Annotated in this window: 7 protein-coding genes and 5 pseudogenes; 5 read left to right on the top strand and 7 right to left on the bottom strand. The window is 59.7% G+C overall.

The genetic code is table 11. The features are described from left to right. Window positions 1–154: 154 nt before the first annotated feature. From ACVMB1_RS01470 to ACVMB1_RS01455, 4 genes are all read right to left on the bottom strand, one after another. Complete coding sequence (locus tag ACVMB1_RS01470) at window positions 155–1,297, bottom strand: alpha-hydroxy acid oxidase (RefSeq protein ID WP_456848129.1); 1,143 nt, start codon at window positions 1,295–1,297, stop codon at window positions 155–157. 719 nt (window positions 1,298–2,016) lie between these two features. Then, complete coding sequence (locus tag ACVMB1_RS01465; protein ID WP_456849858.1) at window positions 2,017–2,607, bottom strand: CoxG family protein; 591 nt, start codon at window positions 2,605–2,607, stop codon at window positions 2,017–2,019. A 337-nt stretch (window positions 2,608–2,944) separates the two neighbouring features. Continuing rightward, a complete protein-coding gene (locus ACVMB1_RS01460) occupies window positions 2,945–4,084 on the bottom strand; it encodes a thiamine pyrophosphate-dependent enzyme (protein WP_456848127.1) in 1,140 nt (379 codons plus the stop codon). Between the two features lie 830 nt (window positions 4,085–4,914). Then, a complete protein-coding gene (locus ACVMB1_RS01455) occupies window positions 4,915–5,784 on the bottom strand; it encodes a CmcJ/NvfI family oxidoreductase (protein WP_456848125.1) in 870 nt (289 codons plus the stop codon). Between the two features lie 519 nt (window positions 5,785–6,303). Between ACVMB1_RS01455 and ACVMB1_RS01450 the strand changes: the two genes are divergently transcribed. From ACVMB1_RS01450 to ACVMB1_RS01435, 4 genes and pseudogenes are all read left to right on the top strand, one after another. Beyond that, on the top strand, window positions 6,304–7,476 hold the full coding sequence (locus ACVMB1_RS01450) for a M24 family metallopeptidase (RefSeq protein ID WP_456848123.1): 1,173 nt from the start codon (window positions 6,304–6,306) through the stop codon (window positions 7,474–7,476). A gap of 16 nt (window positions 7,477–7,492) precedes the next feature. Beyond that, entirely contained in the window at window positions 7,493–7,642 is a 150-nt protein-coding gene (locus ACVMB1_RS01445; protein ID WP_456848121.1) for a hypothetical protein, read from the top strand. Next, window positions 7,639–8,331 carry a hypothetical protein gene (locus tag ACVMB1_RS01440; RefSeq protein WP_456848119.1) on the top strand — a complete coding sequence of 231 codons (693 nt, stop codon included), beginning with the start codon at window positions 7,639–7,641 and terminating at the stop codon, window positions 8,329–8,331. Before ACVMB1_RS01445 ends, ACVMB1_RS01440 begins: the two co-directional genes overlap by 4 nt. Before the next feature lie 476 nt (window positions 8,332–8,807). After that, window positions 8,808–10,403 (top strand): annotated as a pseudogene (locus ACVMB1_RS01435) (MFS transporter); the annotation flags it as partial. A 205-nt stretch (window positions 10,404–10,608) separates the two neighbouring features. Here ACVMB1_RS01435 and ACVMB1_RS01430 read toward each other — a convergent pair. The 3 pseudogenes from ACVMB1_RS01430 to ACVMB1_RS01420 form a co-directional block, all read right to left on the bottom strand. Then, window positions 10,609–10,979 (bottom strand): annotated as a pseudogene (locus tag ACVMB1_RS01430) (CoA transferase); the annotation flags it as partial. Window positions 10,980–11,148: 169 nt separating this feature from the next. Then, window positions 11,149–12,107: pseudogene (locus ACVMB1_RS01425) on the bottom strand (acyl-CoA dehydrogenase family protein). A 128-nt stretch (window positions 12,108–12,235) separates the two neighbouring features. Next, window positions 12,236–12,980 (bottom strand): annotated as a pseudogene (locus tag ACVMB1_RS01420) (IS5/IS1182 family transposase); the annotation flags it as partial. A 153-nt stretch (window positions 12,981–13,133) separates the two neighbouring features. Between ACVMB1_RS01420 and ACVMB1_RS01415 the strand changes: the two are divergent. Continuing rightward, window positions 13,134–14,469: pseudogene (locus ACVMB1_RS01415) on the top strand (IS5 family transposase). Window positions 14,470–14,484: the final 15 nt, after the last annotated feature.

Raw genomic sequence — 14,484 nt, 5'->3', positions numbered from 1 at the left:
GGTTGTTGGAGAATTGCATATCTCCAAGATTAACTGGTACACGCCTCCTCAACGACAGCCTCGTGATGCTCGCAACCTAGTGAAGGCGGACTAAGGTCGCAGCCGACTACGACCCACCCGTCGCAATTGTCGCTACCGACGCCCGCCCTACCGCCTACCGCGCGGGCAGGAATGGGATGAGCGCGGCGTCCGAAAGGTATTGGTCGATTTGCGAGACGTGACCGCGGGTCAGACCCGCGACGTTCGAAACGCCCAGCACCCCGAGCGCACGGCGAAGGTCGGCGACGAGATCCTCAAGGAATGCGCCGACCACGTCCGCACCGCCGCAGGCGAGTGCGCAAACAACGGGGCTGCCGATCCCGACGGCCGCCGCCCCGAGACTGAGCGCGATAGCGATATCAGTCGCGCGGCGTACGCCACCGTCCAAGAGAACGGGGATCTTGCCGTCGACCGCATGGAGGACCTCCTCGAGAACCTCGATCGTTCCCGGAAGCCAATCGAGGTGTCGCCCTCCGTGGTTGGAGAGGATGATGCCGTCGACGCCGGTCTCGACGGCACGCCGCGCGTCCAGAGGCGACATGATGCCCTTCAACAGCAAAGGGACACGGACGATCGACTTGAGCCACTCGATGTTCTTCCAGCTTAGGGCCACCTCGTCATTCGAGTAAGACCCACGGTCACGCTGGCACACCTGCCATTCCGCAGTCCCATACCGCTCGAGATTGGCAAGCGCGTCCTCGACCGGCACGCGGTAGCCCGTCCGAGCGAGCCTCCGTCTCGCCACATCTCCCTCGTCCACTGACAGGACGATCGCGTTGTAACCGGCTTGCTGGCCTCTCTCGACGAGGTCAGCCAAGATCGCACGACTGGGCTGCCAAAAAATCTGCTGCCATCGCGCGGGCCCCGCCGCAGTCGCGACCTTTTCAAGAGTAACACTCGACATCCCGCTGAGAATAAATCCGACACCAGCCGCAGCTGCTCCCCGCGCTACGCCACTCTCGCTTTCAGGATGCACCATATTGATCCCACCCGTCGGGCAAGTGAAAATGGGAGCATCGAGCTTCGTGCCCAATATGTCGACGCTCGTGTCGACTTCCGTAACATCGGCAAGCACGCGGGAGAGCAGACGATAGCGACCGAATCCGGCACGGTTCGCGGCAAGGGTTCGCTCGTCGCCCGCCCCCCCGATTACGTGCGCGAATACACCCGGCGGAAGCACCTCCCGAGCGCGTTCGCGAAGATCGTCCGCGGTGTGCCCGCCCGAGATGTATGTCCAATCAGCTTTCACGTCGTCCACCTTGCGGCATCATTTTTGAGCCCTTCGCTTCCTGCTGAAGTTCGTGAGGCTTGGTACCTTCGAGCACTATATACGGTGCCAGCGCGGAAAGAACTCGTAAATCGGCTCAAGCTCGGTGAAAGCCTGCAAATACGAGGGCATCCTCTGCGGAATGCAACAGGAGCCCTAGGAGGCATGGCGGCCTGCATGCCCGACTTCGATGCGGCGGCAGCGAGGGGCCGGAACGCGATGACCATCATTTGCGCTACTCTTTTTGCTAGCAAAGCCAAGTGCGAGGAGAGAAACCGGTGAACTGGGCTTGCGCGCAAGCCATGGATAAACCGCACCATTCCATTCCGCATGAGCGCGTGATGGAAAGGATCACCGGATATGGCCCGCCGCGCAAGTTACGCCCGACTGCGCAGGGGCAGTGAAGCTGAGTCTGCTGGAATCGCATGCAGCTTAGTCGAGGCATGGCACAGCTCTACCGGCTATGCATCGGCGCTTTCTTGTTCCTATTCGGCGTAACGAGCTTCATGGCAGTCGACTGTGATCACGTCGTCGAGCAGAACCACGCGGAGCAGTTGTGCTCGCTAATCATCAACGAACTCCTCGGTAGCGGCCTTCGGTGATCAAACCGATATATTCGGCGCGTGCGTGTGCAGGACTGACAATGGCAATGGACTACTTTGCGAAAGTGGTCAGAGGCCATGATATCAGTCGGTTTCGCTCCCTGCCAGTCAGGAGCGCACAACACCGAGGCCATCTCGCAGCTTCCGAAAGAGCCGAGGCACCCACGCAACTAGCGCGTGATCTGTTCGGCCCTGCGTTCTATGCTGAGGCCCTGCATCCGGCTCGTCAGTTCGCGAATTTGCGTCTTGAACCGCTCCGTCTCCATCGCTTGCGGTGGAAGGCACCGCAGCCGCCGCCACGTTCGCACCGAACTTCCTCAAGAGGAACGCCACAGCCGGCCCCGCGCTCGCGCGAGCTGCGAGCGCGAACACGCCGGAAAACTCGAATCGCGCTTGTATATCGAGCACACTCACCCGAGCATCCGAGGCGCCAACGACCTGGCCCCGCACTTCAGCTTCAGCACTGAGCATTCCGGCGGCATCGCTCCCTTTGGCAACGATGGTCGCAGTGCGGTCGGCTCCGATCTCGATACTTGCAACACCGCTGAAGGTGACGGTGTAGTCGCCGGCGCTCGCGACGATCAAGGCGCTATAGCCGCCCTCCCCCAACGGGTCGCCCACCCGCACCCCGGGGATGCACTGGAGGACAGAAGGCAGATCGGATACGAAGCGCCATGTGTCGTCTGGAGATGCGGGCACATCAACCCGCCGGGCAGCCTTCACCGTTCCGACCTTTCGACCATCAGGTGATGTGGCGCATTCTGCAGCGTGGCCCAGATCTCACCGAGGGCTGTCGATTTTGCAAGAGCCGCGCCTGCTCCGAGGAACTCCTTCGAGCGCTCCACATCTTTCTCCTTTGGTTGCGCTTCGGGCGCTCACGTCATGATCATGGGGGCGACCTCAAATAGGTCGGTAAAGCCATAGTCTAAAACGGATCGAAGCAGAAAAGCCGCGCAAATCGCCTCACAGTTGCTAAATTCCTGCAAGGATTCTGATGTCGCTTTATCTGCTGTGCCCGCGCAACACTCTCAGCGGCTCAGGTCGCCGCCAACGTCCTACGAAGCATTTTCAAGCCTTCCGGCAGCAATTCGCGGTGCCGTCCAGCCTGCTTGTCGGCCGGCCTTACCTTCAATGAAACGAACGTCAAATCCTCACCAGAAACCACCTCTGGCAGCCCTCGCTCCAGCTCCGCGACGTCATCGAAGGTAAACGCGCGGGGGAAACCGGAACCACGGGCGATTGTCGCGAAGTCGATGCTGTCCGCCATGGGGAACGGTTGCTTGGCGGTGATTTCGTATTCGAAGTTTTGCAGCACGAAGTGGACGAGATTTCGGGGACGCACATCGGCCTCGGTCGCAAGACTACCAAGGTTCATGACCAACGAGCCGTCGCCGTCCAGAACCCACACTTTGCGATTCGGGTGCGCCATGGCGATGCCAAGACCCAGAGAGCACACTTTACTCATGCAACCAAGGCCCACGACGTCGAGGTCCTCCCGCTTGGAGACCAGCGGCCAGACGCGATCTGCAGTCTCATGGGTAATGACGATTTCGTCGGTACGACGGGAACCGAGACAACGCAGGCTTTGAAGATAATCCATCCGCGCTTGGCCATCGGCCCCAGGCCTTTCGTCTTCATCAACGGAGGGACCACCAACACCAGGCAGCAGCAGCGCAGTCGGACCCTGCCTCTGCTCCGCGAGCTCGATCGCACGCCCCACCGCGCCGACCTTCTTCGCGTCGTCGACGACCTCATAAGGAATATCAAATGCGCGAAGAACGGGCTCGGTGAAGCGCCCCCTTATATCCGGGCTACCGTGCCTCCAGCCTCGGTACCCGATCAGCGTCACCAGAGGAAGACCGAACTGGATGCCCAACCGCACAGAGTCGAGGGACTCGTGGAAGCCTGAGTTCTGCATCATGAGGACAGGCTTTTTGCCAGCCGTTAGCAGGCCCGCCGCGATCGGAACATTCTCGCCTTCCCGACATGTGTGCACGAGCTCGATCGAAGTTTTGCCCGACGCTACAAGCTCATGGAGGCGGACAGTCCAGTTGTCGGCCAGCGAGATCAGATGCGTGACGCCCGCCTGTTCCAGCGCCTCGACAAGCTGCGACGCTTTCGGCGCTTTGGGGGAATCATAGAATTCTTCCTTGACGTCTGTGTGCTTGCTGTCCAATTCGGTCTCCTCTCGTTATCGTGCTTCAGCTAACAGGAGCTCGTTTCGTGCTAAGCTTGGCGCGGCGGGGCGATCTCGAAAGTATACGGTGGACCGATGCGAAAAACCGTGCAAATCGAGCCGGTGTCGGTGAAACCCTGCAAATATGAGCGCGTTTCTACGAGTTTCGACCTACTGTACTTCGAGCCAAGGCGGTCGCTGCCGACAGCCATATGAACGCCGGCTGCGCCTTCAATATGGCCGTGACTAGATGATCACAATTGGTGCTTCACCACATCAGCGGCTAGCAAAGCGGAACTGGCTGCGGGAGCTGTACAGCCTATGCGACCTGCGCCGAGTTGTACGTGTTGCGCGGTTGACCAAACAGGCCAGCTGAATGGAGTGCAGCAAAAGGGCAGGTTCACGTCGTAGCCCAGCGTGCGTGATCCAGAACAACTGCCCTGCATTGCCGGGGCGCGCCTAGTCCAGACGGGCGGACATCGAGCGCGCGGTCAAGACAACGGCGGAAGAGCCGCTGATGCGACGTGAGGAACTGAATTGTAGTCAACAATGATCCATTATCGCAGCCGCAGTCAATGATCACCAGGTCACGACGGCCGCCCGGCGGTGAGCGGTTCGGGCGACCAATCGTCGGGTTACGCCGAACACCAATCTCATCGTTCAGATGGAAGATTCAGATCACGAATTCGCCTTGCGGTTCGTCGCGCCGCCGGCAAGCACGCGCTCGCGATTAGACTGCCGCACGATCTATCATTATGGCGCCAACTACTTTTGATGGTTCATGTTGGCGGCACTCCGTTAATTAAGTCCGCAAAATCAGCCACGGCCGATCAATCAAAATACACGAAGAGCCGGGTTTCGACACTTTCGCGGACATTTGCATGGGGGTAAGCTCGACGATTGTCGAATGCCGAGTGAGGCGACCTCAAACCGTAATGTGTCTCGGAGTCATAGGCTTTAAACAGAATAAGCTCGTCTGAAGTCATTTCCGGGAAGTAGTACCAACGTTGAGCGGGGCTGAAGTGCGCAACGTAGCCCTTAAAAGTACCACCGGGTTCGTTTCGGGTATTTGAAACGTATTCGATCATGGCAAGGTCGTTGCCGGAAGCCGTTGTAGCATCGCAAAAGGCCAAGGGAAAATCCTGTGGAGGTGGTGAGAGAGCACGCCACGTTTGAATCACCATCAGCCGAGAATACGGTCGAATAGGAATGCCCTGCACTTGGTTCTCAGCCGCGGCGGCCATAGGACCCGAGATAGGCGTCAGATCGACATGAGCCACTACCCCCGGCGCTCTTACTCCGCTGGTGGAGGCCCACCCCTCTTTGGGAATTGAGGTTCCAATTGAACGGCGAACATAGAGACCGTGCCGTCGTGGCAATACCCACGACGCATTGAAGTAACTCTTGATGAAAGGTACCAATTCTTCTAGATATTTTTCACGCATGATCTCTGGATCGCGCACGTCCGCACAGCAGGTTTGGTGTTGAATTAAGGTGAAGCCTTCCCTGTCCAGAGACAAGTCGCTCACGATGGGGCGAGCGTTGCGGATCGTCACCTCGTGGTTGACCATCGGAATGTCATGGCCAGGCACGGCTACCGCGGGAGCTTTTTCGTCAGGCACGCATCGAGCAAAGGCAATTTGGCCTTTTACGCATTCTAGCTGGTCACGGCTTGATAAACTCTGCGTCGCGGTCACCATGGCTGTTATCTCCCCCACAGTCAGGCAGCACGCACGAACCTAGCGTACAGTCGGCACGCAAAAACTGTGAATCGAGCCTGATGGCGCGGGAGTCCCGTGATTCTAGGGCCAGATGTGAAACTTTCCTGTGTAGCGATACCGATTCCTAAAAAGCCGTTCCAATGACGATGGAATGCTCAGCTCAAGTCCGACGGACCCGTAGCGAGTAGAACCATGCCATTTCGGAAATCCGCGCTATATTCCTCTGTGAGCCACCGTTTTGACGGTCTGGCTCGCGGACCAGAGGGGGAGCTCATCTGAGGACTGGCTGCTGACTAGCCTGCCCAAGGCGGTTCCGTTGAACCTACCATCGCAGTCAGAGGCGCTAGTAGGCACGTTCACGCTTGGAACGCGATGCCAAGCGTTTCTTTGTCGCGTCCACTTGCAGAATTTCGGCGGCCGCCGATCTCATATCGACGGATTCGGGCTCGGGGCTGGCACTAGATTTGCTGACGTCAACATTATCTAGGAAGCAGGACGATGACGATCAGCAAAGCGCCGCAAATTTTCCCGCGATCGGAGTACCTGCGGCGAATCGCCGCGGTGAAGGCGGAAATGGCCAAGCAAGGCGTCGATGCGCTCGTCGTGAACAACGTTCGCAACATCACCTATCTCACGGGCTATTTGGCCAAGTCGGCTTATGTTCCGCAAGGGCTTATCGTCTGCACCAACCGGGATGAGCCAATGTTCATCCTGCGCCACTGCGACTGGGCAGCGGGCCTCCACCAGGCGTGGATGACCCGCGAGAACATCACCTACTATCCCGAGAGTCTTATTGGCATCGATGGCAAGGACGGCTACGACGCAGTAATCGACTTCTTGATCGACCTTGGCCCAGCGGCCCGAAACGTGGGCCTCGAATTCAACGACCTGACCATCAGTCAAATCGAGAAGTTCAAGAAGCGCCTTTCCAAGTCGGATCTCGTTGACTGCGCCAAGCTTGTGCACTGGGTACGTGGAGTCAAGTCCGACCTTGAGATCGGGATCATGCGCGAAGCTGCTGCCATCGCAGACGCCGCCGTGTTGCGCGCAGCGGAAGTGATTCGCCCCGGGGTGCGCGAAGCTGACGTCGCTGCGGAAATCTACGGGACTATAGTCCGAGGCGTCAACGGTAAGCCGGCAACTGACATCGCCAGCGTATTCCTTTGCGCCTCGCCGCGCACGGGAACGTGCCACATCCGCTGGACCGAAGATCTGATCCAAAAAGACTCGCAGATCAACCTAGAGCTGGGCTGTGTCCGCCACGGATACGTTTCCGCGATCATGCGCACGTACATCGTTGGCACACCGTCGGATCGCTTACGCAAAATCCACGAGGCGGAAGTCGAGGGTATTGAAACCGCGCTCGCCAAGGTGCGGCCCGGCGCGACATGCCATGACGTTGCGAAGGCCTTCTACGACACGATCGAGAAGCATGGCATCAAGAAGGACACGCGTTGCGGCTACAGCATCGGCATCGAATGGTTGGAGCCGACGGCCAGCCTTCAGATCGGCGATATGACGGTGCTAAAACCCAACATGACCTTCCACTTGATGTTGGGTAACTGGCTCGACGAGGAGTTCGGCTATGTCATCAGCGAGACGTTCCGCGTGACTGAGTCCGGTCATGAGACGCTGACTAAGGCGCCCCGCAAGCTTTTCGAGATTCACTAATCTGTTGGGGATTTCAATGATCGGAATCAATTTCTGCTGGTCAAGCACGGCATTAGCCGCGATGGAGTTCGGCAACGAGCCGCTTCTTGCGCCCGGCTTGGATATCGCTTTCCTGATTGAACACTGCCTTCATTTCGACACTAACGCTTCGGAGGTTCAACAATGACATCGCCAGCCCCCCGTTCTCTGGGGGTTCTGAATCTGGAGCGGGGCTTGCCGCCCGGCTCGCCATCGCCAAAGCCCAGGTTCGGGGCTTTCCTCGAGTTTCCTCTGATCGCGGAGACAGTTGAGGGGGCGTGGGCGGACAGGGTTATCCGTGGCGACTCCGCGCTCGAGCCGGCCTACATCGCAGCCGCTCGCCGCTTGGTCGAGCGCGGCGCCGTTGCGATCACCGCGAACTGCGGCTTCGCTATCCGCCATCAGCAGGCCGTCGCCGCGTCGGTGAGAGTTCCGGTGGCGCTATCCAGCCTTCTTCTTCTTCCGGGGTTACTGCGCCAATTTCCGCAGTCTACAAAGATTGCTGTCGTGACAGCCGATTCCACCTCCCTGGAAAAAAGCTTGCTTCTGGTCGATGATCCGAGCGACCTAGCAAGAATCGTGATCGGCGGCATAGAAGGCGGGGAATTGTGGCGCAACGAGATGAAGCGTCCTCCGCCTTTCACTGAGGACGCGGCCATCGAGAGAGACGTGATTGACTGCGTTGCCCGAATGCGAAAGGAAGATCCTGAGATCGCAGCGTTCCTATTCGAGTGCTCGGCATTCCCGATGATTTCGGCCTCACTTCGTCGCAGCACAAAACTGCCTATTTACGACCTCGCAGATCTTTGCCGGATGACATACGCGTCAGTTGGCTGATCAAGCTTACCCGTGCGGTTAGTGTGTCACGGAAAACAAAGGCGTCGGGATTGTCGGGGATGTTCGTCTTCGTCAGCTCCTGCGGGACATGGCTGCACTGCATGTTAAAGCAATCCCATGTGGCTCGACGCTGCTTTGCTCGTTAAGTCTCGGATTCTTGAACAACCAGGGCGGTCAGTCGCCACGGCTGAATGGGGTGGTCTCAGCCGGATCACGGCAATCGCTCGACAAAACTCGAGTGGTTACGCCTCTTCGCGTCAGCGAGCAGGCGGCAACCGGCGTCGCTCGGACATCGCGCACCAACGGACGAAGCACGCAGTTCAGACGGTAGCTCCGAGGGTGAGCTGGCTCATGCGATATTCGCTCTTCTACTGCACAAAGAAGATGAGGTTATCAGAGTGCTCGTCCATCCAAGAGCGGCAAACTTGTCCGGCCATTGCCGATTTGGCTCAAGGCAAGGCATGCATAGAGCCGATATGATCGATCCGCATCAGCCAGGGCTGTCCGGCGTCGACGGCATCACCGGTCCGTTGCGCTTTGTCCCCTTCCGATACATCTGGTTAGCGAGCCTAGCGTCCAATCTCGGCCTCCTCATTCAGCTTGTTGGGGCAGCGTGGGCGATGACGGAGATGACTTCGTCAGCCGATAAGGTCGCGCTGGTCGTGACCGCATTGATGCTGCCCGTCATGCTGATCGCGATACCGGCCGGCGCCGTTGCCGACATGTACGACCGCAGAATTGTCGCGGTCATAGCACTCTCCATCGCGCTATCCGGCGCAACTACGCTGACGACGATCGATTGGTTGGGCCACAACACGCCGAATTTGTTGCTTGTGCTTTGCTTCGTAGTAGGCAGCGGCATGGCATTAATGGGTCCCGCGTGGCAATCCGCCGTTAGCGAGCAGGTGCCCCCGGAAGCGCTCCCTGCCGCAGTTGCGCTAAATGGAATCAGCTACAATATCGCCCGCAGCTTCGGACCTGCTGTTGGCGGTATTGTGGTTGCGACTGCAGGCACAGTAGCAGCCTTTGCGCTCAACGCGTTACTATTCGTGCCGCTAATGGCGGCGCTCCTCCTATGGAAGCGTCTGACCAAGCCGCCACGATTGCCGCGGGAACAGCTGAGCCGCGCCATTCTCTCGGGTTTGCGCTACATCAGTAATGCACCCTCGATCAGGATCGTAATTGCTCGCGCCATGGTAACCGGTCTAATCGGTTGCTCTATCTCGGCCCTCATGCCACTAGTCGCGCGAGATCTCTTGCACGGAGATGCACAGACCTATGGTGTCATGCTCGGTGCCTTTGGTCTCGGGGCCGTTGTTGGAGCGCTCAGTATCGGCAAGGTACGCAAGCGCATGAGTGGCGAAGCCGCGGTACGCTGCTGCACACTGTCGATGGGAGGCGCGATCGCGGCCGTGGCGCTGAGCCGTGTTCCGGTTCTGACCGCGACCGCTCTGCTGTTAGCGGGTGCGGTTTGGACAATGACAACTACCTTGTTCAACATCGGCGTTCAGCTCTCCGCGCCGCGCTGGGTGTCCGGCAGATCGCTTGCGGCCTATCAGGCTGCATTCTCTGGTGGCTTCGCCGTCGGTAGCTGGGGCTGGGGCCACCTCACCGATCTTGCCGGCGTCGAGGTTGCGCTGCTTTGCTCTGCCGCGCTGATGGCGATATCGCCGGTTATTGGGCTCTGGCTGCGCATGCCGGGGATCAATGTGCTCAGCCAGGAGGCAGAGGTGCGGGCCGATCCGGAGGTGCGGCTTCCGCTTACACATCGTAGTGGACCCCTTGTCGTGCAGATCGAATACCGCGTCGCAGCGGGGAATGCGCGCGCGTTTCGTGATCTGATGCGAGACATACAACTGTCTCGCCAGCGCAATGGGGCCTACGGCTGGTCAATCGCGCGCGATATCGCCGATCCCGAACTGTGGACCGAGCGCTATCACTGCCCGACGTGGCTCGATTATTTGCGCCAGCGCAATCGTTGGACAACGTCTGAGCGCGACTTGGACAAGCAAGCTGAGGCATTCCACATCGGTCCCGACCCTGTGCGCGTGCGCAGAATGCTCGAGCGTCCGTCCTGATCCGGCTATCGATGAAGGACGCGCCCGACGCTAAACGAATGTGTCGCTGCCGTTAGTGGCATCCACGGCCTACTGCTTGCCTGCAGGCTGGGACAGTGAGTACTTCCATCGCGCGGCTTTCAACTCACCACGTCGCGGTACCTTTCTTGGTGGTTGGCCTTGCGCATTGGCGGTTCAGGTTTCCAGACGGCCTTGCGGTAGCGTAGGATCCTTCGTCGCCGTAACCTGATATGGTGCAGCAGATCAAGCTCGGATAATCCGCCTTGAGGCGGTCGAGCGAAAAGCCGAGCTTGTCCATCGAGCCGGGTTTGAGATTTTGTAGCAGCACGTCAGCGCCCGCGATCAGCCGCTCCAGTTCGGCGCGGCCTTCCTTGGTGGCAAGGTCGACGACGGCCGAGTCCTTACCGCGGTTGAGCCAGACGAAATAGCTGCTCTGCCCCCTGGCGGCGGCGTCATAGCCGCGGGCGAAGTCGCCCTCGGGCCGTTCGACCTTGATGACATGGGCGCCAGCATTCGCGAGCCAACGGCCGGTTCGACGGCAATGACGGTGATCCCCTCAAGCGGCAGCATGGCAATGTCATCGTTGCGTCGGCCTCATGGTTCGAGACGCGTCGCAAAATGCGACGCTCCTCGCCATGAGGGTTTTAGACCTCAGCGCGTTGAAAGTCCCATCCTTGAGGAGCGTGCCCTTGCGCGCGTCTCGAAGGATGGCCGCGAGCAATATGACGCAGCAGCTCGTTCAGTAGGAACGCGGCATACCGATCACAGGCTCAGCGATGAAGGACAGAATGAGGTTGGTCGAGATCGGCGCCACTTGATAGAGTCTTGTTTCGCAGAACACGCGCTCGACATCATATTCCTCGGCAAAGCCGAAGCCACCATGGGTCTGTACGCAGGCGTTGGCGGCTTCCCACGAGGCATCCGCCGCCAGCATCTTGGCCATGTTGGCCTCCGCGCCACAGTCGAGGCCGGCTTCGTACTTTCGCGTCGCTTCCTTTCACCATCAGTTCCGCGGCACGCATCGCGGCATAGGCTTTCGCGATCGGAAACTGGATGCCTTACACGGCGCGATCCTTGACGTAGGTCGAGGCCTTCCCGATGAACCATTTGGCGTCGCCGACGCATTCGGATGCGATCAAAATGCGCTCGGTGTTCATGCCGGAGAGGATGTAGCGGAATCCCTTGCCTTCCTCGCCGATCAGGTTTTCCGCCGGCACCTTCATGTCAGTGAAGAGCACTTCCGTCGTAGAGTGATTCATCATGGCGCGGATCGGGAGATCTTCTGGCCATTGACCACATAGCTGTCATTGCCCTCGCGCCGGGCGAACGTTTTCAGGGACGACGTGTCGGACGGTTCCGTGACGCCAAAGGACTGCAAGCGCAACTCGCCAGTTACGACCTTCGGCAGCCACTTGGCTTTTCGTGCCTCGCTACCGGGCCGCATCACCGTGCCCATGGTGTACATCTAAGCATGGCAGGCGCCAGCGTTGTACCCATTCTTGTGAATCTCTTGCAGGATCGCAGTCGCGGCCGATAGCTTCAGGCCCGCCTCACCATATTCCTCCGGGGTCAGGACCGGAAGATAACCGGACTCGGTGAGGCATCGACGAAAGCCTTCGGATAGGCCATCTCGCGGTCGAGTTTGCGCCAGTATTCGCCCGAAATTTGCGCGCAGAGCTTGGTGATGGCGTCGCGAATGTCGGCACGTTCGTCCTGTTCGACGTGGGCGTTTTTCTTGCGTCATTTTGATCAATGGCGGGCTTACTATTGCGAAACGCCGTGAGCTACCGTGCTGAATTGCTATAGCCTTTGAAAGTAGTCGCCTGTTAAGAACCCGGATTGAGCTGAACTGGACAGTTGAGCGAGCGCCAGAGTGAGAGCAGCAACAGGCACAAAAGTTCTCTGAACCAGGCGAGGACGCTGCGGAAGTTATGGCCGACAGCTGAGAGGAGGACGTTGGCGGCGTCGCCGGCACGGCCTTTGAGATAGCACCGGCCGAGGTGCCCTTCGGCCTTCAGATGTCCGATGAAGGGCTCGATGGCGGAGCGGCGGCGCAGCTCGCGCTTGATGACGCCGAAGACGCCGCGCTTCTGGCCGGAGATGAAGACGCGGCGGGGATTTTGCGCGTCGTGGCCGCGATAACCCTTGTCGACATAAGCCCGCTCGATCGCACAGTCGGTGAGTGCCTCGGTGCGGTCAAGGACGTCCCGCAATGTGTGACCGTCGTAAGGGTTGTCGGGCAGCGACTGCCCGGCGGTTGTTGGTAACGATGGAGGCCTTCACTCCGGACTCATGAGGCGCGACGGCCTTGCCCTTGCCAATGCACTCGACCTCCGGGGCATGAAAGGAATACAGCTTCCAGCCGCGTTGTCGCTGCTGCCGCGAGCGGATCTGTGTCGCCCGGCCAAGCGGGAGGGCGAACGCCTCCTCCAGTGTCGCGTGGCCCTTGATCTTGCGGCGGACGTCACGAATGATCCGGCCCAACCGGCTGCGCAGGATGCGCAGCTGCCGCTGATGCCGGTTGAACTGTTTGGCATGAGCGTAACGGCCCGCCATCATCGCCGCGCTTTTTGGTCGGCCGTGAAAAATCTTCCAAGCCATTGAGCGGGAGTCGATTTTCCGGTTGAAATGGCGGTTGAGATTGCAAGCTTTTGCCGTTGAGATCTTGGAAGCTTGCAAATTCATTTTCAAGATTCCGTCGAATCGCGGGTCGTGATTCCTTCGGTGACGACACCCAAGGAACGACGGGACAGCGGACAGGCCGATCTTCTGCGCTCGCGGCTGGACGCGATCATCGACATGAGCCATGCGCTGGTGAAGCTTTCGCGGACGATCGACTGGTCGTTCCTGGAGCAGCAGTTCGGGGCGGTCTACGAGGACAAGCCCGGCCGGCCGCCGCTGCCGACGCGGCTGATGGCGGGTCTTGCGATCCTCAAGCACACCTACGACCTGTCCGATGAGGTGTTGTGCGAGCGCTGGGTGGAGAACCCCCTATTACCAGTTCTTCTGCTGCGAGGAGTTCTTCCAGCACCGTCTGGTGTTCGACCGCTCCTCGCTGACGCGCTGGCGCCAGCGCATGGGCGAGGAGAAGCTGCAAGCGTTGCTGCAGGAGAGTCTTTCGGTTGCCACCAAGACCAAGGCTCTTAAGCCAAGCGACCTCAACCGCGTCATCGTCGACACCACGGTGCAGTCCAAGAACGTGATGTTCCCCACTGATGCCAGGCTTCTCAACCGCGCCCGCGAGATCCTGGTCCGGCTCGCCAAGGGCGCCGGCATCAAGCTGCGTCAGTCCTATGGGCGGGTGGGCAATCAGCGCTACGCTCACGCCAAGCAGTTCAAGCGCGCCAACCGGGCTTTGAGGACGCTCCGAACCTATCTCGGCCGCGTCATCCGCGACATCGCCCACAAGCTCGTGGGCGGCGCCGACTTGCTCGATGAGATCGCGCTCGACCGCATGCTGGTGCTGGCGCGACGGGTGCTCGATCAGAAGCAGCACCAGCGTGGCCGCAAGATCTACTCGCTGCACGCACCGGAGGTGGAGTGCATCGGCAAGGGCAAGGCGCACCGGCCGTACGAGTTCGGCGTCAAGGTCTCCGTTGCCACGACGCTATCGCACGCCAAAGGCGGCCAGTTCGTCGCCCATGTGAAGTCGCTGCCCGGCAATCCCTATGACGGCCACACGCTCGAAACCGTGATCCCGGACATGGAGGCGCTGGTCGGCAATACCATCGAGCGCATGTTGCTCGACAAAGCCTACCGCGGTCACAATGCGCCAGCCGATTACAAGATCAGGGTGTTCATCTCGGGCCAGAAGCGGCGGGTGACGCCTGCAATCAAACGCGAGCTGCGCCGCCGCTCCGCCGTCGAGCCGGTCATCGGCCATCTCAAATCCGAGCGTCGCATGGGGCGCAACTATCTGTGGCATCGCCAGGGTGATGCCGCCAACGCTGTCCTCGCTGCCGTCGGCTACAACTTCCGTCGCCTGATCCGGTGGCTCAGCCGTTTGCTGTCCCAAATCCTCGCCCAGCTCACGGTCCGACTTCAGCTCGGCACAGGCTGAAATCAGCGTTCTTTA

The organism is Bradyrhizobium sp. USDA 4504, assembly GCF_054063995.1.
The sequence above is the reverse complement of the archived record's forward strand: the minus strand, read 5'-3'. Positions and strand labels throughout refer to the sequence as shown.

Bases quoted from the DNA above. Each gene is read 5' to 3' on its own strand.
- ACVMB1_RS01445 (WP_456848121.1), top strand. From the start codon at position 7,493: ATGATCGGAATCAATTTCTGCTGGTCAAGCACGGCATTAGCCGCGATG.
- ACVMB1_RS01455 (WP_456848125.1), bottom strand. From the start codon at position 5,784: ATGGTGACCGCGACGCAGAGTTTATCAAGCCGTGACCAGCTAGAATGC.
- ACVMB1_RS01450 (WP_456848123.1), top strand. From the start codon at position 6,304: ATGACGATCAGCAAAGCGCCGCAAATTTTCCCGCGATCGGAGTACCTG.
- ACVMB1_RS01440 (WP_456848119.1), top strand. From the start codon at position 7,639: ATGACATCGCCAGCCCCCCGTTCTCTGGGGGTTCTGAATCTGGAGCGG.